Origin of the sequence: Streptomyces sp. DG2A-72, from assembly GCF_030499575.1 — a bacterium.
GTDB lineage: Bacteria > Actinomycetota > Actinomycetes > Streptomycetales > Streptomycetaceae > Streptomyces.
The window spans coordinates 6,087,835-6,108,083 of the sequence record NZ_JASTLC010000001.1; the positions used below are offsets into that span (position 1 = coordinate 6,087,835).

At 70.2% G+C, this 20,249-nt stretch carries 19 protein-coding genes and 1 pseudogene; 8 read left to right on the plus strand and 12 right to left on the minus strand.

The annotated features are described in order from the left end of the window. The first annotated feature begins 60 nt into the window (after window positions 1-60). From QQY66_RS29070 to QQY66_RS29080, 3 genes are all read left to right on the plus strand, one after another. Window positions 61-1,290, plus strand: coding sequence for a sigma-E factor regulatory protein RseB domain-containing protein (locus QQY66_RS29070; RefSeq protein ID WP_301983225.1), 1,230 nt, complete (start codon window positions 61-63; stop codon window positions 1,288-1,290). 62 nt (window positions 1,291-1,352) lie between these two features. Next, window positions 1,353-2,327, plus strand: coding sequence for an ABC transporter ATP-binding protein (locus QQY66_RS29075; RefSeq protein WP_301983226.1), 975 nt, complete (start codon window positions 1,353-1,355; stop codon window positions 2,325-2,327). Beyond that, a complete protein-coding gene (locus QQY66_RS29080; protein ID WP_301983227.1) occupies window positions 2,314-3,213 on the plus strand; it encodes an ABC transporter permease in 900 nt (299 codons plus the stop codon). Before QQY66_RS29075 ends, QQY66_RS29080 begins: the two co-directional genes overlap by 14 nt. A 137-nt stretch (window positions 3,214-3,350) precedes the next feature. Here the strand turns inward: QQY66_RS29080 and QQY66_RS29085 are convergent, their stop codons facing one another. The 3 genes from QQY66_RS29085 to QQY66_RS29095 form a co-directional block, all read right to left on the minus strand. Further along, window positions 3,351-3,932 carry a flavodoxin family protein gene (locus QQY66_RS29085; protein WP_301983228.1) on the minus strand — a complete coding sequence of 194 codons (582 nt, stop codon included), beginning with the start codon at window positions 3,930-3,932 and terminating at the stop codon, window positions 3,351-3,353. A gap of 76 nt (window positions 3,933-4,008) precedes the next feature. Continuing rightward, a complete protein-coding gene (locus tag QQY66_RS29090; protein ID WP_367667091.1) occupies window positions 4,009-5,097 on the minus strand; it encodes an amidase in 1,089 nt (362 codons plus the stop codon). 38 nt (window positions 5,098-5,135) lie between these two features. Then, the gene (locus QQY66_RS29095; protein ID WP_301983229.1) at window positions 5,136-5,639 is read right to left on the minus strand and encodes a DUF6668 family protein; all 504 of its coding nucleotides are present in this window, start codon (window positions 5,637-5,639) and stop codon (window positions 5,136-5,138) included. A 267-nt stretch (window positions 5,640-5,906) separates the two neighbouring features. Between QQY66_RS29095 and QQY66_RS29100 the strand changes: the two genes are divergently transcribed. Beyond that, window positions 5,907-7,289, plus strand: coding sequence for a tetratricopeptide repeat protein (locus QQY66_RS29100; RefSeq protein ID WP_301983230.1), 1,383 nt, complete (start codon window positions 5,907-5,909; stop codon window positions 7,287-7,289). Here QQY66_RS29100 and QQY66_RS29105 read toward each other — a convergent pair. The 3 genes from QQY66_RS29105 to QQY66_RS29115 all read right to left on the minus strand — a co-directional run bounded on the left by QQY66_RS29105 (window position 7,286) and on the right by QQY66_RS29115 (window position 9,309). Beyond that, a complete protein-coding gene (locus QQY66_RS29105) occupies window positions 7,286-8,230 on the minus strand; it encodes a M28 family metallopeptidase (RefSeq protein WP_301983231.1) in 945 nt (314 codons plus the stop codon). The two genes, QQY66_RS29100 and QQY66_RS29105, sit on opposite strands and share 4 nt — an antisense overlap. A gap of 138 nt (window positions 8,231-8,368) precedes the next feature. Further along, complete coding sequence (locus tag QQY66_RS29110) at window positions 8,369-8,836, minus strand: VOC family protein (RefSeq protein WP_301983232.1); 468 nt, start codon at window positions 8,834-8,836, stop codon at window positions 8,369-8,371. 26 nt (window positions 8,837-8,862) lie between these two features. After that, complete coding sequence (locus tag QQY66_RS29115; protein WP_301983233.1) at window positions 8,863-9,309, minus strand: helix-turn-helix domain-containing protein; 447 nt, start codon at window positions 9,307-9,309, stop codon at window positions 8,863-8,865. 101 nt (window positions 9,310-9,410) lie between these two features. Here QQY66_RS29115 and QQY66_RS29120 point away from each other — a divergent pair. Beyond that, window positions 9,411-10,811: pseudogene (locus tag QQY66_RS29120) on the plus strand (MFS transporter); the annotation flags it as partial. Here the strand turns inward: QQY66_RS29120 and rarD are convergent. Together rarD and QQY66_RS29130 are read right to left on the minus strand one after the other, a co-directional pair. Beyond that, a complete protein-coding gene (gene rarD / locus QQY66_RS29125; protein WP_367667001.1) occupies window positions 10,706-11,707 on the minus strand; it encodes an EamA family transporter RarD in 1,002 nt (333 codons plus the stop codon). The pseudogene QQY66_RS29120 and the gene rarD overlap by 106 nt on opposite strands. A gap of 105 nt (window positions 11,708-11,812) precedes the next feature. After that, window positions 11,813-12,667, minus strand: coding sequence for an SDR family oxidoreductase (locus tag QQY66_RS29130; protein WP_301983235.1), 855 nt, complete (start codon window positions 12,665-12,667; stop codon window positions 11,813-11,815). Window positions 12,668-12,757: 90 nt separating this feature from the next. Here QQY66_RS29130 and QQY66_RS29135 point away from each other — a divergent pair, with 90 nt between their 5' ends. From QQY66_RS29135 to QQY66_RS29145, 3 genes are all read left to right on the plus strand, one after another. Continuing rightward, window positions 12,758-13,144 carry a helix-turn-helix domain-containing protein gene (locus tag QQY66_RS29135; RefSeq protein ID WP_301983236.1) on the plus strand — a complete coding sequence of 129 codons (387 nt, stop codon included), beginning with the start codon at window positions 12,758-12,760 and terminating at the stop codon, window positions 13,142-13,144. 238 nt (window positions 13,145-13,382) lie between these two features. Beyond that, a complete protein-coding gene (locus tag QQY66_RS29140) occupies window positions 13,383-13,946 on the plus strand; it encodes a DUF6082 family protein (protein ID WP_301983237.1) in 564 nt (187 codons plus the stop codon). Window positions 13,947-14,095: 149 nt separating this feature from the next. After that, entirely contained in the window at window positions 14,096-14,353 is a 258-nt protein-coding gene (locus QQY66_RS29145) for a hypothetical protein (protein ID WP_301983238.1), read from the plus strand. Window positions 14,354-14,463: 110 nt separating this feature from the next. On the opposite strand, the gene QQY66_RS29150 is transcribed toward QQY66_RS29145, so the two are convergent. The 4 genes from QQY66_RS29150 to QQY66_RS29165 form a co-directional block, all read right to left on the minus strand. Continuing rightward, window positions 14,464-15,543, minus strand: a complete 1,080-nt coding sequence (locus QQY66_RS29150; RefSeq protein WP_301983239.1) for a 2-oxoacid:ferredoxin oxidoreductase subunit beta — start codon at window positions 15,541-15,543, stop codon at window positions 14,464-14,466. Beyond that, a complete protein-coding gene (locus QQY66_RS29155) occupies window positions 15,536-17,464 on the minus strand; it encodes a 2-oxoacid:acceptor oxidoreductase subunit alpha (protein WP_301983240.1) in 1,929 nt (642 codons plus the stop codon). Before QQY66_RS29155 ends, QQY66_RS29150 begins: the two co-directional genes overlap by 8 nt. Before the next feature lie 295 nt (window positions 17,465-17,759). Beyond that, the gene (locus QQY66_RS29160; RefSeq protein WP_301983241.1) at window positions 17,760-18,419 is read right to left on the minus strand and encodes a response regulator transcription factor; all 660 of its coding nucleotides are present in this window, start codon (window positions 18,417-18,419) and stop codon (window positions 17,760-17,762) included. 419 nt (window positions 18,420-18,838) lie between these two features. After that, complete coding sequence (locus tag QQY66_RS29165; protein WP_301983242.1) at window positions 18,839-20,221, minus strand: sensor histidine kinase; 1,383 nt, start codon at window positions 20,219-20,221, stop codon at window positions 18,839-18,841. Window positions 20,222-20,249 lie beyond the last annotated feature (28 nt).

Consider the following 20,249-nt stretch of genomic DNA (forward strand, 5'->3'; position numbering starts at 1 on the left):
CTCAGGGTGGGACGAGTGCGATCAAGCGACAGCCGCCGCTACGACGGAGGTAAGGCACACATGGCACCGTATGAATCCGACGACAGCACGACCGCCGGCGAGGTGGACGACCTCCGCGCCGGACGCCGCAAGGCCGCGCGGTACGTCGTTCCGGTCGCGGTGGTGGGCGTGGCGGCGGCGACGATCGGGCTCGTCCCGGCGATCGCCGACTCCGGCGACCCCGACCTGCCCAAGATCAGCGCACAGCAACTCATCGAGAAGATCGCCGCATCGGACGTGGAGCAGCTGTCCGGCACGGTGAAGATCAGCACGGACCTGGGGCTGCCGGACCTCGGCGGCCTGGAGAGCAGCCTGATGTCCGGGGCGACGCGGTCGGGCGAGGGCTCGTCCGCCGACCCGAGCTCCAAGCTCATGGAGCTGGCGTCCGGCACGCACACCGTACGCGTGGCCGCCGACGGCCCGGACAAGCAGAAGATCTCGCTGCTTCAGAACGCCGCCGAGTACAGCCTGATCCACAACGGCAAGGACATCTGGGGCTACGACAGCGCGTCCAACGAGGTCTACCACGGCACCGCATCCGAGAGCGCCGGCGGGAAGACGAAGGAAGACGTCCCGACCACGCCCCAGGAGCTCGCCGAGGAGGCCCTGAAGTCGGTCGACGACACGACGTCCGTGACCGTCGACGGCACCGCCCAGATCGCGGGCCGGGACGCCTACCGGCTGCTCATCAAGCCGAAGGACTCCGGCTCCACGGTCGGGGCGATCACCGTCGGGGTGGACGCGAAGACCGGTCTGCCGCTGAAGTTCACGCTGACCCCGGCGAGCGGCGGCGCCGCCGTGGTGGACGCGGGCTTCACCCAGGTCACCTTCGCCAAGCCGGCCGCCTCCACCTTCGACTTCACCCCGCCCAAGGGTGCGAAGGTCACTGAGGAGGGCGACGTCGCGGCCGGGAAGCATGGCCAGGCTCCGGACAACTTCCGGACCCCGGACAACTCCAAGGCTCCGGACAAGCGGTCGGCGCCCGAGGGCGAGCCGAAGATCATAGGCGAGGGCTGGAACTCCATCGCCGTCTTCGAGACCGGCGGCGAGGGCATGCCCTCCGGCTCCGAGGTCGGCGGCGAGGTCGGCAGCTTCCTCAACTCGCTCGGCGACAAGGTGACCGGCAAGTTCGGCGAGGGCACGGTCTTCAAGACCCGCCTGGTCAACGCCCTGATGACGGACGACGGCAAGGTCTACGTCGGCACGGTCACGAAGGACGCCCTGGTGAAGGCGGCCAACGCGGCCAAGTAACAGCCGTACGCAGAACACTCGTACGCGAAGTACCGTACGCGTACGACGAATCGAGGGAGCCGATGGACGAGCCACCCGCCACGGAGCCGGACACGGAGGGTGTTGGTGACGGGGTCATCCGGACCCGTGCGCTCACCAAGCGCTTCCGCGGCGGGCAGCTCGCCGTCGACGGTCTGGATCTGACCGTCCCGGCGGGCAGTGTCTTCGGCTTCCTCGGTCCGAACGGCTCCGGCAAGACCACCACCATCCGCATGCTGATGGGCCTCATCGAGCCGACCTCCGGCACGGCACGCGTGCTCGGGCAGCCCATGCCCCGGGGCACGCGCGCCGTACTGCCGCACGTCGGCGCGCTGATCGAGGGGCCCGCGCTGTACGGCTTCCTCTCCGGCCGCGACAACCTCATCCGGTACGACGCCGCCGACCCGACCGCCGACCCGCGCACCCGGCGTGCACGCGTCGCGGCGGCGCTGGACCGGGTGGGCCTGACCGCAGCAGGGGGCAAGAAGGCGAAGGCGTACTCGCTCGGCATGAAGCAGCGGCTGGGTCTCGCCGCCGCGCTGCTCCAGCCCCGCCGTCTCCTCGTCCTCGACGAGCCGACGAACGGGCTCGACCCGCAGGGCATGCGTGAGATCCGTTCCCTGATCAGGGAGTTGGCCTCCGACGGCACGACCGTCTTCCTCTCCTCCCATCTGCTGGACGAGATCGAGCAGGTCTGCAGCCATGCCGCCGTGATGGCGCAGGGGAGGCTGATCACACAGGGCGCGGTGGCGGACCTGGCGGCCGGGACACGGGGCCGGCTGGTCGTCACCACCCCGGACACGGGCGACGCGGCCTGGGTGCTGAAGGAGCAGGGCGCCTCGGACGTCATCGTCGAGGACGACCGAGTGACCGCGGAACCGCCCGAGCGTGATCTCGCCGAGGTGAACGCCGCGTTGGTGACGGCGGGGGTCCGGGTCCGCGGGTTCGGGGTCGAACGGGCTTCCCTGGAGGACGCGTTCGTGGCGCTGACGGGGGAGGGCTTCGATGTCGCAGGCTGAGCTGGTCGGGTCGGGCGAGCTCCAAGTTCCCCGGAAACAGAGCCCGTTGTGGACCTTCGGTCTCCTCCGCAGCGAGCTGGTGACGACGTTCCGGCGCTGGCGCACGCTCGCGCTCCTCGGTGTGCTGGCCGCCGTACCCATCCTGGTCGGGATCGCCGTCAAGATCGAGACGAGCGACGGCTCGGGGGTCGCCGGAGGCGGTGGCGGTGGCGAGGGGCCCGCGTTCGTCTCGCAGATCACCAACAACGGCCTCTTCCTGGTCTTCACCGCGCTGGCCGCGACGCTCCCCTTCTTCCTGCCCATGGCCATCGGCGTCATCGCGGGCGACGCGATCGCCGGTGAGGCCAATGCGGGAACGCTGCGCTATCTGCTCGTCGCCCCGGCCGGCCGCACCCGCCTGCTGCTCACCAAGTACGCGACCACGATGGTCTTCTGCCTGGTGGCCACCCTGGTGGTCGCGGCCTCGGCGCTCACGGTCGGCGCGCTGCTCTTCCCGCTCGGCGACCTCACGACGATCTCCGGAACCCAGATCGGCTTCACCGAGGGCCTGGGCCGAGCCCTGCTGATCGCGCTGGTCGTCGCCGCGTCACTGACGGGCGTGGCGGCCCTCGGCCTGTTCGTCTCCACGCTCACCAACAGCGGCATCGCGGCGATGGCGACGACGGTCGGTCTGCTGATCACCGTCCAGATCCTCGACCAGATCCCGCAACTGCACGCACTTCAGCCGTACTTCTTCTCCCACTACTGGCTGTCCTTCGCCGACGTCATGCGCGACCCGATCTACTGGGACGACCTGGTGAAGAACCTCGGACTGCAAGGCCTCTACGCCGCGGTGTTCGGCGCAGCCGCCTGGGCGCGGTTCACGGCGAAGGACATCACGGCGTAAGCGCTCCGCTGGAAGCGCAGTGATGCTGTATCGACGTGCGGCTCCGCCGCGGGCGCGGGCCGGTGGGGGCTGGTCGCGCCCACGCGGCGGCAGCCGCAAATCGACACAGCCCCGCGCCCCTTACGGGGCACGAGGAGTCAGCCGTCGTACGGGAAGCGGGCGAGCGGCGCCTCCTGGGCGAAGAACGTCTTGGCTTGGGCGAGCGCCTCGGCGTCCTTCAGCACGTCACCGGGCTTGCTGCCGTTGCCGAGCAGGACTCCGCCGAAGCGCATCCCCATGTAGGCGGCCGAGTGGTTGAGGGTTCCGATCAGCGGGTCGGCGACCTCCCGCTCCTCGTGCGCGAGCGCGGTGACGCCCCAGAGGGTGCGCCCGGCCAGCGTCGCCTTGAAGTCGAGGCCGGGGGTGCGCAGCCAGCCCGACCAGTAGTCGAGGTAGCGCTTGGTGGAGGCGGACACCGAGTACCAGTACAGCGGCGAGGCGATCACGATGTCCGTCGCCGAGAGCGTCGCGTCCAGCAGCAACCCCGTGTTGCCCTCCGTGGGGCGGACGTGGTCGCTGTCGTGCCGCAGATCCTCGAAGTCGGGCAGCGGCCGGGCGGCGAGGTCGATCCACTCCTGCTCGACGTCCGGGGGCAACTGCTCGGCGGCCTTGCGGGCCAGCAGTTCGGTGTTGCCCTCACTACGGCTGCTGCCCAGCAGGAACAGGAAACGGCGGCTCATGACATCCCCCACTTGGTCGGCGTACGACGGCTACTTGCGTACGCAGTATATGCGCATACATTTAAATGTCCATGGGTCACTTGTACGGCGTCGGCCTCACCCGCAACCCAGCTCGCCCCTCCGCCTCCCGCGCCACCCCCAGCAGCAACGCCTCCCGGCCGCGCGCCGCCACCAGCTGAAGCCCGACCGGACAGCCGTCGGCGCCGAAACCGGCCGGGAGGCTGAGCGCCGGGTGGCCGCTGAGGTTGAACGCCCAGGTGAGCGCCGTGGAGTAGCGGTCGCCCGGGCCGTCGTGGCTATGCGGCGGGTTCGGGGTCGTCGGGGTCAGCAGGAGGTCCGCGTCCGCGAAGAGGGCGTCGAGGCGGCGGTCGTTCTCCGCACGGAGGCGGTGGGCGGCGGTGGGGTCGGCGCCGGGGGTGCGGAGGGCGAGCCAGGCGGGAGCCGGGTCTTCGAGATGGAGGCAGGCTCCTGCGAGGCGTACGACGCCGGTCTTCGCGAGGTGCTGCGTCGCCGTACGGGCGATGGCGACGAGGTCCGGATCGGGGGCCGCGAAGCCGAGGTCGGGGGCCCAGACGGCGGTCGGTGCCGGTGCTTCGGAATCCGATGGCTGTTCCCCGGCCATGATCCGCCAGTACGCCGCCGCATCCTCCGCACACCGCGCCAGCACCCCGGCCGCCATGAGCCCCGTACGGTCGGTGTTCGTCGTCTTCAGGCCGACGACCCCGCACCAGGCGGCGGGGATCCGTACCGACCCCGCCCCGTCGCTGCCGGTCGCCAGCGGCACCAGGCCCGCGGCCACCGCGACGGCGGACCCGGCGGAGGAGCCACCTGGGGTGCGGTCGGCGCGCCAGGGATTCACGGTACGGCCGTATGCGCCAAGTCCCCAGGTCTGCCAGGGAGTTCCGGGCCCGGGAACCGACGTGGCGCCCACAGGGACGCACCCGGCATCGATCAGCGGAGCCGCCGTACGCAGCCCGTGCCGCCGCCCCTTCACGCCGATCGGCACCCCGGCCAGCGGCAGCCGCTCGCCCGCGGCGACCCGTGCGTCCACCTCGCCCGCCCGCCGCAGCGCCTCCTCGCCCCACACCTCGACGAAGGCGCACAGCTCGGGCTCGGCATGCCGGATGCGCTCCAGCGACTCCGCTACGGCATCGACGGCGTGCAGCGCCCCCGACCGTACGGCGGCGGCGATCTCGGTGGCGGTCAGCGAGTCCGTACCTCCGTGAGCCGCGCCAGGGCCGCGGTCTCGCGCGGTGGCGTCCCGCTCAGGTCGCCCAGGCGCCAGCTCTGCACCCACGGCACGCGGTACACGTCGATCACCGACTCGATCACCTTGACCTGCCGGGCGAGCGGGCGGGGCAGCCGGCCGGGGGCGTCCGCGACGAGGACGACGGCGTCGAGGTCGAGTCCCGGCGGGGCCTCCCCGCGTCGGAAGACCTCCACGACGTGCAGGGCGGACGCCAGGCCGGTCGCATGGGTGCGGGCGACGAGCAGCACCGACCGCGGATCATCGGGGCCGGGCCAGTCACGTCCGCAGTCCCGGCCTCCGTAGACGGTGGCCAGCGTGGAGACGCCCGCCCCGCCGTGCGTGCCGACCCAGGAGAAGCGCCGGGCCGCGGCACCGGGATGCGCGGGGCCCTCCGGCCCGGTCACGGCCACCGGGCCGCGGAGCCAGATCTCCGGTCCCTGCTGCACATCCGTCCGCATGCCCCACTCCGTCCTCCCGAGCCACCGATCCCACCCCGCCTGCGCCGGCTCCACGACGGGGCGTGAGCTCTGGGACGAGGCTGTGACGCCATGGTGACGCGGGAACCGGGGGCGAGCGGAGAGACTACTCAACAGTACGTGCACGACCGGATCTTGCTGTCGGGGGGCGCGGAAGCGGAGACCGCGGGGCGGGGGGCACCATGGAAACCGAACCCGTAGCCGAAGGCCCCGTCCGCGGACTACCCGGCACATCCGAGTGAGGGAACGATGTCTCGACTCAGCCGCGACAAGAAGCGGGACCAGAAGCACGCCGTCCAGCCGGCGGGCCCCGCGGTGCCCCCCATCGACGTCCACGTCCCCGTGGCGGGGCCGGGCGCGGGCACCGCATCGGTCGGCGGCGTCCCCGTCGTCCCCGCTCCCGGCGAGGAGATCCAGCACACCATCCTGAACCACCTCCACCGCATCGCCCTCGCCGGCGGCCACCCCGTCCACGCCACCATCCACGACGAGCGCATCGGCTACGTCGTCCCACTCCAGATGAACGGCGACGGCTCCACGCAGTTCACGGCGGAGCCGGTGCGGGTGGGAGTGGGGGCGGTGGCAGGTTCGGGGTCGGCAGGGGAGTCGCGGCCGATGGGGGAGGCCGTACCCGCAGCGGATGCCGTACGAGACGCCGTACCGCCGCCTCCCCCTCCCGGTCCGCCCGCGCCGCCCCGCGACAGGTCCACGCACGTGCTGCGGGCCATACCGGAAGCGCAGCCGCAGCCGCCCCGCGACGCTGCCCCCACCTTCCCCCTGCGCGCCATACCGGAGTCGGTCCAGGACACCCCGCCCGGCACGGTCGCACCACCGATGGGCGAATTCGGCCCGCCGCCGGCGATGGACGCGCCCCCGCCCCCGCCCCCGGCCCCGGACGCGCAGCCGCTCCCGCCCCAGGATGCGCAGCTCCTCCCGCCCCAAGACGCGCAGCCCCTCCCACCCCAAGCCCTCAAGGACCCCACGCCCCTCCCTTCCCCGGCCCCCCAACCCCTCCCGCCCCACCACCACAAACCGCAGCCACCGGTCGACGCGCCCTACACCTCCGCCTCCGACGTCGACCCGGAGGCCAAGCCGACCCCGCCCCGCGGGTTCGACGCGGTGGCTGAAGCGGTGCTGGGGGACGACCCGCTGGCCGGGGCGCATGGGGACGAGGGGGCTCAGCTGGCGGAGCCGGTCGCGCGGATCGGGGAGGCGGTCAGGGAGGGGCGGATCGAGTCGGCCGCGGAGTTGGCGGCGGAGACGGTGGCGGAGGCGTCGGGGACGCTGGGGCCGGAGCACCCGGAAGTGCTGCGGTTGCGTGAACTCACCGCCTATGTCGCCTACTTGGCGGGCGACCCGGTCCATGCCTTCGGTCTCTCCCTCGACCTGGCCAGGATCCGCAGCCGGGCCCGCGACGCGGAGGCCGCGTACGGCAACGTGCAGAGCGCGGCGACCGCCTGGCGGGCGGTACGCGACCCGGAGCAGGGCCTGCTGCTGGGCCGGGACCTGATCGGCCTGTGGAGCGAACTCACCGCCGAGGACGGGACCGCGGCCGAGGACATCGAGCAACTCGAGTCGGCCCGGGCGCGGATGGACCGTCTGGCCGAGCGCGCCCGGACCTTGAACTCCTAGGAGGACAGCTCCCACACCGCATGCGCGATGGCGTCGCTGTTCCGGTCCAGCGCGGTGTCGTTGATGTTGGACGTCGTGTCGCAGGACGAGTGGTAGCAGCGGTCGAACGCCCGCCCGGACGTCCCGCCCCACTTGGCCGCCTGGGCCGCCGTCTTGGCTCGGCTCGCGCCGGTGAACAGCCCGCCCACCGGCACGCCCGCGCTCTTGAACGGCGCGTGGTCGGAGCGGCCGTCGCCCTCGGTCTCGATCTCCGTGGGGACGCCGAGGCCGGTGAAGTAGTCCTTGAAGGTCTTCTCGATCGCCGGATCGTCGTCGTAGACGAAGTAGCCCGGGTTGGGCGAGCCGATCATGTCGAAGTTGAGATAGCCGCTGATCTTTGCCCGGTTCGCCGAGGACAGGTTGTTGACGTAGTGGCGGGAGCCGACGAGGCCCAGCTCCTCCGCGCCCCACCAGGCGAACCGCAGATGCTTGGTGGGCTGATGGTTCGCGCGGGACACGGCCAGCGCGGTCTCCAGGACCGCCGCCGAGCCCGAGCCGTTGTCGTTGATACCGGCCCCCGAGGTGACGCTGTCGAGGTGCGAGCCGGCCATGACGACCTGGTTGGTGTCGCCGCCCGGCCAGTCCGCGATCAGGTTGTAGCCGGTGCGGCCGGAGGACGTGAACTGCTGGATGGCCGTGGTGTAACCGGCCGCGTCCAGCTTGGCCTTCACATAGTCGAGCGAGGCCTTGTAGCCGGCCCGGCCGTGCGCCCGGTTGCCGCCGTTGGCGGTGGCGATGGACTGGAGCTGGGTGAGGTGCGCCTTGACGTCGGCCACGGGGATGTCGGGGGCGGCGGCCACCGCGGGTGCGGGTGCCGCCCCTGCTATGGATCCGCCGACCAGGAGCGATGCGGTCGCGACGACGGCGGTGGCCGTGACGCGTCCGGGAACCGAGAGCTTCATGTGGGGGGCTCCGAATTCCTTGGGAATCACAGGGATTCCACAGTGAATGGGGTGCCTGGATGGTGAAGCTCTGGCTGACGCTCCGTCAAGAGCAGTATCAGGACAGGCGTGTTCGTATATCGGGCGGTGGCGGGCAGATCACTGCACGCAGAACTCGTTGCCCTCGGGATCGGTCATCACCACCCACTCCCCGCCGGGCTCCTTCACCTCCCGCTGCACGCTCGCGCCCAGCCCTCGCAGCCGCTCGACCTCGTCCGCGCGCCGCCCCTTGCCGGGGTGCAGATCGAGGTGGAGCCGGTTCTTGACGGACTTGGCCTCGGGTACGCGCTGGAACAGCAGCCGCCGCCCAAGTCCGGCGCCGTTGTCCTCGTCGTAGGGATCGTCCTGATGCCGTACGCCGACCAGGTCCCGGAAGGCGAGCCGGGCGTGGAACTCGACGGTCGCCTCGCGCGGCAGGGCGCCGAGTTCGAGGAGGCGCTCGATGAAGGCGTTGTTGTCCTCGACCTCGTAGTGGAGCGCGGCGGCCCAGAAATCGGCCTGGGACTGCGGGTTGGTGCAGTCGATGACGAGCTTCCAGTGGACGGGTGTGGGAGTGCTCTCAGTCATGAGTCCACTTATAGCCGCGCATCCGGTCAGTGGCTGTCCTGAACGGCCTCGGCCTCCCGCCGGTCGTACGCCGCCCGCGCCGCCGCGATCTCCTGCTGATGCTGTTCCGTCCACGTCACCAGTGACCGGATCGTGGCGTGCAGCGTTCCGCCCAGCGGAGTGAGTTCGTACTCCACCCGTGGCGGGACGACCGGATGCACCGTCCGCTTCACCAGTCCGTCCCGCTCCAGCTGGCGCAGGGTCACGGTCAGCATGCGCTGGCTGATGCGGTCGATCTCGCGGCGCAGCTCGGTGAAGCGCAGCCGCCGGTTCTCCAGCAGGGCGATGACGAGCAGCGACCACTTGTCGGCCACTCGGTCGAGGATCTGCCGTACGTCGCAGCCCTCCCGGGTGTCCCACTGGAAGGGGTCGGTGTCGCCGTAGTCCACGGTGCTCTCGCAGTTACTCGGTGACTTTGAAGTGCCTTCTTCCATGTCTCCCGATGCTGCCGCAGGCTGGGGGCGGTTACAAGAGGGAACCGACCCTCAGTTGCGTAACCGTCTCACCTCTCCGTTCGCCTACCCGAGGAGACCCCATGGGCACCCGCGCCTGGGCCCTGCTCTTAGTCCTCTGCGGAACGATCTTCCTGGAGGGCATCGACGTCGCCATGATGGCCGTCGCGATCCCGTCGATCCGATCCGATCTCGGCCTGTCCACGGGCACCGCGGCCTGGGTGATGAGCGGTTACGTGCTCGGTTACGCGGGCTTCACGCTGCTCGGCGGACGGGCCGCCGACCTGCTCGGACGGCGCCGGATGTTCCTTCTCTGGCTGACCGTCTTCCTGGTCTTCTCGGGCCTCGGCGGGTTCGCGACCGAGGGCTGGATGCTGGTCGTCGCCCGGTTCGTCACCGGTGTGTCGGCCGCGTTCATGACCCCGGCGGCGCTGTCGCTGATCACGACGTCGTACGAGGAGGGCCCGCAGCGCAACAAGGCCCTGCTGGTCTTCGCCGGGACGGCCGCGGGCGGCTTCTCGCTCGGCCTTGTCATCGGCGGCCTGCTCACCCAGCTCGGCTGGCGCTGGGTGTTCTTCGCGCCGGTGCTGCTGGCGGGCGCGCTGCTGGTCCCGGCGGTACGGCTGATTCCGCGGCAGGAGACGCCTCAGCGGGACACGGCGGAGCAGGGCGCACAGCGTCAGGAAACGTCTCAGCAAGACCCGCCGTCGAAGACCCGCCGCGGCTTCGACCTGTTCGGCGCGCTCACCGCCGCCGGCGCGATGCTGCTGGCCGCCTACACCGTCGTACGACTGGAGCACGCTCCGCACGGCTGGCCGCTGACCGTCGTGTCCGGTGCCGCCGCGCTGCTGCTGGCCGCTGCTTTCGTCGCCGTCGAACGCCGTAGTCCGGATCCGCTGGTGCGGCTCGGCATCCTGCGCAGCGGGGCGCTCGTCCGTGCCGACCTCGGGGCGCTGCTGTTCGTCGGCGCCTTCTTCGGCTTCCAGTTCGTGGTGACGCTGTACTTGCAGGAGCTGCGGGGGTGGTCCTCGCTGCAGACCGCGATCGCCCTGGTGATCATGGGATGTGACATGGTCCTGGCCCCGACGCTCACCCCGAAGCTCGTTGCCCGCTACGGCAACGCCCGCGTGATCGTCGCCGGTTTCGCGCTCGCGGTCGTCGCGTACGGGCTGTTCCTGCCGGTCGGCATGGACTGGTCGTATGCGGCGATGTTCCCGACGCTGATCATCGCGGGCACGGCGTTCGCGCTGGCGTACGGGCCGTTGACCATCGCGGCGACGGACGGGGTCGCCGAGGAGGAGCAGGGGCTGGCGGGCGGGCTGCTGAACACGGCGACGCAGTTCGGCTCGGCGATCGGGATCTCGGCGGTGACCGCGGTCTACGGCTTGGCGTCGACCGGGTCGGGGCCGGAGGCCACGCTGTCCGCGTTCCGTACGGCGCTCTGGGTGCCCGTCGTGATGGTGGTGCTGGGCCTGTTGATCTCGGCCCTGACCCTGCGCGCCGCCCGCCAGGCGTCGGCGGTGAGCAGCGTCAGCGCCAGCCAGACCAGCGCGAACCCGGCCCAGCGCTCGGGCGGCATGGCCTCACGGAAGTAGGCGACGCCGAGCAGGAACTGGAAGACGGGGGCCAGGTACTGCAGCAGGCCCAGCGTCGACAGGGGCACGCGGATCGCCGCCGCGCCGAAGCAGACCAGCGGCAGCGCGGTGACCACGCCGGTCGCGGCGAGCAGCGCCGCGTGCCCCGGGTCCTCGGTGGTGAACGTCGAGTCGCCCTGCGCGGCCAGCCACAGCAGATAGCCGAGGGCGGGCAGGAACTGGATCGCGGTCTCGGCGGTCAGCGACTCCAGGCCGCTGAGGTTGACCTTCTTCTTCACCAGGCCGTAGGTGGCGAAGGAGAAGGCGAGGATCAGGGAGATCCACGGCGGCTGCCCGTATCCGACGGTCAGGACGAGGACGGCGGCGAATCCGATGCCGACCGCCGCCCACTGCACGGGCCGCAGCCGTTCCTTCAGGAGCAGCACGCCCATCGCGATGGTGACCAGCGGGTTGATGAAGTATCCGAGGGAGGCCTCGACGACCCGGTCGTTGTTCACGGCCCAGATGTAGACGCCCCAGTTGACGGCGATGACGGCCGCGGCGACCGAGACGAGTGCGAGCCGCCGCGGCTGCCGCAGCAGCTCTCCGGCCCACTTCCAGCGTCGTACGACGAGAAGCACCGCGGCGACGACGACGAAGGACCACGCCATCCGATGGGCGAGGACCTCGAACGGATCGGCCGGCTTGAGCAGGGGGAAGTAGAGCGGGAACAGCCCCCACATCCCGTATGCCGCGAAGCCGTTCAGCAGTCCTATGCGCCGCTCACTCTTCGGCTCCCCGGTCACCGGCTCCTCCTTCATGCGTCGCTCGCCCGCACGAAGGTAGCGCCGAACGCCCCTGTGTGTCATGCCCGTATCGGTATACGGTCATGACGCACAGGGCGTCAGGGCTCAGCCCTTGAGCGCGGCGGCGATCGCCTCGGACAGCGGGGCGGTCGGGCGGCCGGCCAGCCGGGACAGCTCGCCGTTGACGAAGCCCAGCTCGCCCTTCTCGATGGACTGGTCCACGCCGGCCAGGATCGCGGCGAGCGGCTCGGGCAGCCCGGCGCCGGTCAGGATCCCGATGAGAGCGTCGGCGGGGACGGAGTTGTAGGCGATCTCCTTGCCGGACTGACGGCTCAGCTCGGCCGCGTACTCGGCGAAGCTCCAGGCCGCGTCGCCGCTCAGCTCGTACGTCTTGTTCTCGTGCCCCTCGCCGGTCAGCACCCCGACGGCGGCGGCCGCGTAGTCGGCGCGCGAGGCGGAGGCGACCTTGCCCTCGCCGGCGGCGGCGACGACCGCGTTGTGCTCCAGCACCGGGGCGAGGTTCTCGGTGTAGTTCTCGTGGTACCAGCCGTTGCGCAGCAGCGTGTAGGGCAGGCCGGAGGCGAGGAGTACGTCCTCGGTGGCGCGGTGGTCGTCGGCGAGCGCGGCGGTCAGGCTGCCGGGGGCGCTGGTGTAGGCGAGGAGCGCGACACCGACGGCCTTGGCGGCATCGATGACGACCTGGTGCTGGCCGACGCGGCCCTTGTCGAACTCGTTGCCCGAGATGAGCAGCACCTTGTCGCCGGCGGCGAACAGGCCGTCGAAGGTCTCCGGAGCGTTGTAGTCGGCGACCGCGATCTTCACGCCGCGGGCTGCGAAGTCGGCCGCCTTCTCCGGGGTGCGGACGACGGCGGTGATCTGGTCGGCCGGGACCTTCTCCAGCAGCTGCTCGACGACGTGGCGGCCGAGGTGTCCGGTGGCTCCGGTGACAACGATGCTCATGATGAAGAACTCCTTGTGGGGTGCGTTGGCACTAACCCTAGGGGATGCACTAACTCTCCATAAGTACCCACTTTGAAGTAAGGTACCGGCATGGCAGTAACCGAATGGCACCCCGACGGCGCGACGATGTGCCCGTACCGCCTGGTCCTGGAGCACGTCACCAGCAAGTGGGGCGTCCTGGTCCTGATCCAGCTCCTCGACGGCCCGCACCGCTTCAGCGAACTGCGCCGCGCGATCAGCCAGGTCCGCCAGGTCAGCGAGAAAATGCTCACGCAGACCCTGCAGACCCTGGAGCGCGACGGCATGGTCCACCGCGAGGCCCGGCCGGTGATCCCCCCACGCGTCGACTACTCCCTCACCGGCCTCGGCCGCGAGGCCGCGGAACAGGTGCGCGACCTCGCGCTGTGGACGCAGAAGCGGATGGACGCGGTGCAGGAGGCGCGGGATGCGTATGACGCGGCGAAAAGGCAGGCCTGAGCAGGGATGATGCATACGGTCGTGGCCGGCTGACGCGCATGCGGGCGGCGCTCGAAGGGCACACATATGTCGGGGCGTTGGTCGACATGCGAGACACGTCCTTCGATGCGCCCCCTCTCCGCCTCCCGCGCTTGCTTGTGCCGCCGGGCACGCTGGGAAGGGGTGTCACGCCCACTGTGTGCCGACCCGCGCCCCACCCGTCGGTGCACGGACACCAGATCCAGAGGGATGTCTTGACATGGCCACACAGACACCGGTCGCGATAGGGCGAAGTATCGGTTCTGCAGTAGCTGCGGGGTTCGGCCTCTTACGGGAATCGCTCACCCGTGGGACCCGCCGCCGACGCCAGGAGGAAATCCTGCTGGACTTGCTCCGGCAGCTCGCGTTGATGACCGAGGAGGTCCATCGGGCGAACCTGATCCAGGAACACCGCATCACCATGGAGCAGATGAACCGGACCATCGACGATCCCTCCCTGGCTGACGCCCGCAGCACGCTGGCCGGGGTCTCCGAGGCCAGACGCCGACAGATGATCTTCGCCAACGGGCAGTACGCGTCGCTCCTGCTGGCCTATCGCGTCGGAACGTTCGAGTGGAGTGAACTTCTGGGCCACTTGAGGATTCTGTGCCGCAACGACATCTTCGCCGAGTACTGGGACCGCACGGCCGAGCATCGGCGCAGCCTGCCCGGCGACTCCCTGGAACGGCGGTTGGGCAAGGTGATCGACGGCATGCTGGAGGAACTGGCCGATGATCCGGACCGGTGGTGGGTCGTAGGGTCGGTCGATGCGGCACCCGAGTGAAAAATTTGTCAACACTGGCCCTCGCCGCACCACTTACGGGTGTGAAAATTGATCCGTGGGCATGAAGTTGTGAATGTGGCGAGTTTCCTGACCCGGCCGCCTACTCTTAACCGGACGTCCTTACGTCCGGATCATGAAGAGGCCTCCGAGTGTTCAGCGAAACCCGTGCCGTCACCGTCGTCCGTCGCCTCGGAGACCCCCCTCGCACAAGGGGCAGCCACACCAACGAAACCTGCCCCGACCTCTTCGAACTGAGTGACGGAAACTTCGCGGTGATCGGCACGGAGGCCACCGCCGATCTCGACCCGCACCTTCCCCCGGACGCCGCCCGAGCCGACTACGAGCGCATCGTCGTGATCGACCGGGACACCCTGATCCGCGCCAAGAAGGACATCCCCGACGAGTAGTGCACCCGTGCGCCCCCTGTCCGCCTCCCGCGCGGACTTGCGGGGCCGAACGCCGAACGCCGAGGGCCCGGGTGCTGTGTCGCACCCGGGCCCTCCATGCCGTACAGCCGTCAGCCGACTACGGTCCAGGTGTCGCCGCCGGCCAGCAGCGCCGCCAGGTCGCCCTTGCCGTTCTGTTCGATCGCCGTGTCGAGCTGGTCGGCCATCTGCGTGTCGTAGACGGGCCGGTCGACGGAGCGCAGGACGCCGATGGGGGTGTGGTGCAGGGTGTCCGGGTCGGCGAGGCGGGACAGGGCGAACGCCGTGGTCGGTGAGGCCGCGTGGGCGTCGTGGACCAGGACCTGCGCCTCGTTCTGCGGCGTGACGGTCACGACCTTGAGGTCGCCGGTGTGCTCGTCGCGTACGACGCCCTTCGAGCCGTCGCTGCCGAAGCGGATCGGCTGTCCGTGCTCCAGCCGGATCACCGCCTCCTCGGCCTGCTGCTTGTCCTTGATCGCGTCGAAGGCGCCGTCGTTGAAGATGTTGCAGTTCTGGTAGATCTCGATCAGTGCCGTGCCCGGGTGGGCGGCGGCCTGGCGCAGCACCTCGGTGAGGTGCTTGCGGTCGGAGTCCACCGTCCGGGCCACGAAGGACGCCTCGGCGCCGATGGCCAGCGAGACCGGGTTGAAGGGTGCGTCGAGGGAGCCCATAGGCGTCGACTTGGTGATCTTGCCGACTTCCGACGTCGGGCTGTACTGGCCCTTGGTGAGGCCGTAGATCCGGTTGTTGAAGAGCAGGATCTTCAGGTTCACATTGCGGCGCAGGGCGTGGATGAGGTGGTTGCCGCCGATGGACAGCGCGTCGCCGTCGCCGGTGACGACCCACACGCTCAGGTCGCGGCGGGAGGATGCCAGGCCGGTCGCGATGGCGGGCGCGCGGCCGTGGATGGAGTGCATGCCGTACGTGTTCATGTAGTACGGGAAGCGGGACGAGCAGCCGATGCCCGAGACGAAGACGATGTTCTCCTTGGCCAGACCCAGCTCCGGCATGAAGCCCTGCACAGCCGCGAGGATCGCGTAGTCACCGCAGCCGGGGCACCAGCGCACTTCCTGGTCGGACTTGAAGTCCTTCATGGACTGGCGGGCCTCGGCCTTGGGAACGAGCGAAAGCGACTCGATCGTGCCCGTGCCTTCCGTGGACGTCTCAGCCATCGAGGGCCTCCTTGAGAGCCGTGGCGAGCTGTTCGGCCTTGAACGGCATGCCGTTGACCTGGTTGTAGCTGTGGGCGTCGACCAGGTACTTCGCCCGGATCAGCGTGGCGAGCTGACCGAGGTTCATCTCGGGCACTACCACCTTCTCGTAACGCTCCAGCACCGCGCCGAGATTCCGCGGGAAGGGGTTGAGGTGCCGCAGATGGGCCTGCGCGATGGACTCCCCGGCCCGGCGCAGCCGCCGTACCGCCGCCGTGATCGGCCCGTACGTCGAGCCCCAGCCCAGGACCAGCGCCCGCGCGCCGTCCGGGTCGTCGACCTCCAGCTCCGGCACGTCGATGCCGTCGATCTTCGCCTGCCGGGTGCGGACCATGAAGTCGTGGTTGGCGGGGTCGTAGGAGATGTTGCCCGTGCCGTCCTGCTTCTCGATGCCGCCGATGCGGTGCTCCAGGCCCGGCGTGCCCGGGATCGCCCAGGGGCGGGCGAGGGTCTGCGGGTCGCGCTTGTACGGCCAGAAGACCTCGCTGCCGTCCTCCAGGGTGTGGTTCGGGCCCTGCGCGAACCGCACCCGCAGGTCCGGGAGGTCGTCGATGTCGGGGATGCGCCAGGGCTCCGAGCCGTTGGCCAGGTAGCCGTCGGACAGCAGCATCACCGGCGTGCGGTACGTCAGCGCGATACGGGCCGCCTCCAGCGCGGCGTCGAAGCAGTCGGCCGGCGTCTGCGGGGCGATGATCGGGACCGGGGCCTCGCCGTTGCGGCCGAACATGGCCTGCAGCAGGTCCGCCTGCTCGGTCTTGGTCGGCAGGCCGGTGGACGGCCCGCCGCGCTGGATGTCGATCACCAGCAGCGGCAGCTCCAGGGAGACCGCGAGCCCGACGGTCTCCGACTTCAGCGCCACACCGGGACCGGACGTGGTGGTGACGGCCAGCGAGCCGCCGAAGGCCGCGCCGAGGGCGGCGCCGATGCCGGCGATCTCGTCCTCGGCCTGGAAGGTCCGTACCCCGAAGTTCTTGTGCTTGCTCAGCTCGTGCAGGATGTCCGAGGCCGGGGTGATCGGGTACGAGCCCAGGAACAGCGGCAGGTCCGCCTGGCGGGACGCGGCGACCAGTCCGTAGGACAGGGCCAGGTTCCCGGAGATGTTGCGGTAGGTGCCCACCGGGAAGGCCTTCGCGGCCGGGGCCACCTCGTAGGAGACGGCGAAGTCCTCGGTCGTCTCGCCGAAGTTCCAGCCCGCCCGGAACGCGGCGATGTTGGCGGCCGCGATATCCGGCTTCTTGGCGAATTTGGCGGTCAGGAACTTCTCGGTGCCCTCGGTGGGCCGGTGGTACATCCAGCTCAGCAGACCGAGGGCGAACATGTTCTTGCTGCGCTCGGCCTCCTTGCGGGTGAGGTCGAACTCCTTGAGCGCCTCGACGGTGAGCGTCGTCAGCGGCACCGGATGGAGGCTGTAGCCGTCGAGCGAACCGTCCTCCAGCGGGCTCGCGGCATAGCCGACCTTCTGCATCGCCCGTTTGGTGAACTCGTCCGTGTTGACGATGATCTCCGCGCCGCGCGGCAGATCGGCGATGTTCGCCTTCAGGGCGGCCGGGTTCATCGCGACCAGCACGTTCGGCGCGTCGCCCGGGGTCAGGATGTCGTGGTCGGCGAAATGGAGCTGGAAAGACGAAACGCCCGGCAGGGTTCCTGCGGGCGCGCGGATCTCGGCGGGGAAGTTCGGCAGCGTCGACAGATCGTTGCCGAAGGACGCCGTCTCCGAGGTGAAGCGATCTCCGGTGAGCTGCATACCGTCACCCGAGTCCCCCGCGAACCGAATGATCACTCTGTCCAGCCGGCGGACGTCCTTCTCTCCTGCCGGTTTGCGCTGCTCTCCCACGACGGCTTCGTCGGCCTGCTCCGCTGGGCTGCTGACCTGGCTGGTCACTGAACTGGACCTCCCTCGAGGCGGCTGTCTGGGAACGGCCTTCCCGCAGGCCCTCCCAGGATCAACCCTACGTCCGTAAGGGGCGCCCTCCCGCGGCCATTCGCATGATGGACGCCGCTTTGAGACGGTTCGCCGCCCTGACTTGACATGATTTCCCGCCCCCCGGCGCTTCCCTCGAAGACGCCCCCCGTGCAGGTTTCGGTTCTGGCCTCGTTCCTTGATCTCGCGCCATGCTTGTGTCTTGCTTGCCGGACCCTTTTCTCGCCCTCCGATCGGCTGACACGGTGTCAGGCCCTCAGGAGTTCAAGTACGTCAGAACTGCGAGTACCCGCCGATGGTCCCCGTCGCTCTGGGACAGGCCGAGCTTCAGGAAGATGTTGCTGACGTGCTTCTCGACGGCGCCGTCGCTCACCACGAGCTGCCGGGCGATCGCGGAGTTGGTCCGCCCCTCGGCCATCAGGCCCAGGACCTCACGCTCCCGTGGGGTGAGTCCCGCGAGCACATCCTGCTTACGGGAGCGGCCGAGCAGCTGCGCGACGACCTCCGGGTCCAGGGCCGTACCGCCCTCGGCCACCCGGACCACCGCGTCCACGAATTCACGCACCTCGGCTACCCGGTCCTTGAGCAGATACCCGACCCCACGGCTGGAACCTGCCAGCAGTTCGGTGGCGTACCGCTCCTCCACATACTGTGACAACACGAGCACGCCCAGTCCGGGATGCGCCTTGCGTAACCGCACGGCCGCGCGAACGCCTTCGTCGGTGTGCGTCGGCGGCATCCGTACGTCGGCCACGACCACGTCGGGCAGCGATCCGGCCGCGTCCAGCTCGCCGATGGTCTTGATCAGCGCGTCCCCATCCCCCACCCCGGCCACGACCTCATGGCCCCGGTCGGTCAACAGCCGAGTCAGCCCCTCCCGGAGCAGCACCGAATCCTCGGCGATGACCACACGCACCCTGTCCTCCACGATCTTCGGCCCCCCACAACCCAACAGCGCCCACCAAGACCTCCAGCATTCCAGCATTCGGTCGGGGCTGCGCCCGGGCTGCGGAAATGGGGGAGAGACAGATTGGCGAGCGGGTCGGGGTCAGGGTCAGTAATAAGCCGCCCGCGACTGCGGACGGCTGTGCGGTGTCGCAAGCAGTCGCAGCCCGCAGCCGCGGGCTGCCGATGCCCGCCGTCACAAGCTGCGGGCATGCGCGCCTCTGCCGTAGCTGCGGGCATGCGTGCCGCCTGGGGCGGCACGGGTGGGCGCAGGCGGCACCCCGCCAACGCCGGGCTGCGCGACCCACCCCCACCCCAGCCACGACGGCGCTACGGCTGCGCGACCCACCCCCGTCCACCCCGCCCACAGCGCAAGCCCACGTCACCTGTTCACACCCGCTCACTCCGCCAGGGCAACTCCGCAGTCACCCGCGTAGGCCCCCCCACCGGCGAATCCACCACCAGAATCCCGTCCACCGCGTCCAACCGCTCGGCCAGCCCTGCCAGCCCCGACCCACCGGAGGTGTCCGCGCCCCCCACCCCGTTGTCCACGACCTGCAGCATCAGCCGGTGATCCACCCGCCACACATCCACCGCCGCCCACGTGGCCCGCGAATGCTTGCTGATGTTCTGCAGCAGCTCCGACACCGTGAAGTACGCGATCCCCTCGATCGCCGGCGCCGGCCGCTCCACCAGATCGACCTCCACCTGCACCCGCACCGTGCACCGGGACGCCACCGCCGACAGCGCCGCATCCAGCCCCCGGTCCGTCAGCACCGCCGGATGAATCCCCCGCGCCAGATCCCGCAGCTCCTGCAACGCCGTCTTCACCTCACCGTGCGCCTCGTCCACCATCCGCGCCGCGGCCTCCGGATCCTCCGTCAGCTTCTCCTTCGCCAGCCCCAGATCCATGGCCAACGCCACCAGCCGCGCCTGCGCCCCGTCGTGCAGATCCCGCTCGATCCGCCGCAGGTCGGCCGCCGCGGTGTCGACCACGACCCCCCGGTCCGACTCCAGCTCCACGACCCGTGTCGCCAGCCGCGACGGCCCGAGCAGCCCGTGCACCAGCAGCCGGTCCACCGTGGTCAGCGCCCGCACGATCCACGGCGCGGCCAGCGTGAACAACAGCCCCACCAGCGCCGTGACGGTGACCTCGAAGGGGTTGTCGAGGTAGACGTGGTGGGTCTCGTCGTCGTACAGCTGCAGGCCGTCCTGACCGCCGTACATCGGGAAGAGCCAGAACCACAGTGGATACGTCAGCAGCGACCAGCCGATCGACCAGACGGTCACGGAGACGACGAAGGAGAACACCGCCCAAGGGAAGTGCAGCACCGTGTACAGCAGCGCCCGCCACGACGAACCGCTCTTGAGTACGGCCCCCATCCAGGCCATCGCGCCGGACTTCCGCATCCGCAGCGGCTCGGGCGCGGCCACGTCGAGTCCCAGCAGGCCCCGCGCCCGCGCCCGCTCCAGCGACCCGAACAACCGGCACCCGGCGAGCCCCGCGGCCAGCACCGGAATCCCGAGGAAGGTGACCAGCAGGCCCGCGCCCAGCGACACCATCGTCACGGCGTAGGTGAAGAGCAGGATGCTGATGGGCAGGCTGAGCAGCACATACATGAACTCGCGCCAGCTGCGCGCCTCGAACGGCGCCCGCAGCCCCGCCGGCAGCCGGTGCCGCCTGGTCTCGGTGGCGTATCCCGTGGGGTGTCCGGTGGGGTATCCGAGCCCGCTGTCGCGCTGGGCGTAGCCCTGTCCGTACTCCGTGGCCATCGGCGTCGTCCGTTCTACTCGGCCTGCT

Bases quoted from the DNA above. Each gene is read 5' to 3' on its own strand.
- QQY66_RS29140 (WP_301983237.1), top strand. From the start codon at position 13,383: ATGGCCACACAGACACCGGTCGCGATAGGGCGAAGTATCGGTTCTGCA.
- QQY66_RS29110 (WP_301983232.1), bottom strand. From the start codon at position 8,836: ATGACTGAGAGCACTCCCACACCCGTCCACTGGAAGCTCGTCATCGAC.
- QQY66_RS29070 (WP_301983225.1), top strand. From the start codon at position 61: ATGGCACCGTATGAATCCGACGACAGCACGACCGCCGGCGAGGTGGAC.
- QQY66_RS29080 (WP_301983227.1), top strand. From the start codon at position 2,314: ATGTCGCAGGCTGAGCTGGTCGGGTCGGGCGAGCTCCAAGTTCCCCGG.
- QQY66_RS29165 (WP_301983242.1), bottom strand. From the start codon at position 20,221: ATGGCCACGGAGTACGGACAGGGCTACGCCCAGCGCGACAGCGGGCTC.
- QQY66_RS29095 (WP_301983229.1), bottom strand. From the start codon at position 5,639: ATGCGGACGGATGTGCAGCAGGGACCGGAGATCTGGCTCCGCGGCCCG.
- QQY66_RS29130 (WP_301983235.1), bottom strand. From the start codon at position 12,667: ATGAGCATCGTTGTCACCGGAGCCACCGGACACCTCGGCCGCCACGTC.
- QQY66_RS29115 (WP_301983233.1), bottom strand. From the start codon at position 9,309: ATGGAAGAAGGCACTTCAAAGTCACCGAGTAACTGCGAGAGCACCGTG.
- QQY66_RS29135 (WP_301983236.1), top strand. From the start codon at position 12,758: ATGGCAGTAACCGAATGGCACCCCGACGGCGCGACGATGTGCCCGTAC.
- QQY66_RS29085 (WP_301983228.1), bottom strand. From the start codon at position 3,932: ATGAGCCGCCGTTTCCTGTTCCTGCTGGGCAGCAGCCGTAGTGAGGGC.
- QQY66_RS29100 (WP_301983230.1), top strand. From the start codon at position 5,907: ATGTCTCGACTCAGCCGCGACAAGAAGCGGGACCAGAAGCACGCCGTC.
- QQY66_RS29105 (WP_301983231.1), bottom strand. From the start codon at position 8,230: ATGAAGCTCTCGGTTCCCGGACGCGTCACGGCCACCGCCGTCGTCGCG.
- QQY66_RS29075 (WP_301983226.1), top strand. From the start codon at position 1,353: ATGGACGAGCCACCCGCCACGGAGCCGGACACGGAGGGTGTTGGTGAC.
- QQY66_RS29150 (WP_301983239.1), bottom strand. From the start codon at position 15,543: ATGGCTGAGACGTCCACGGAAGGCACGGGCACGATCGAGTCGCTTTCG.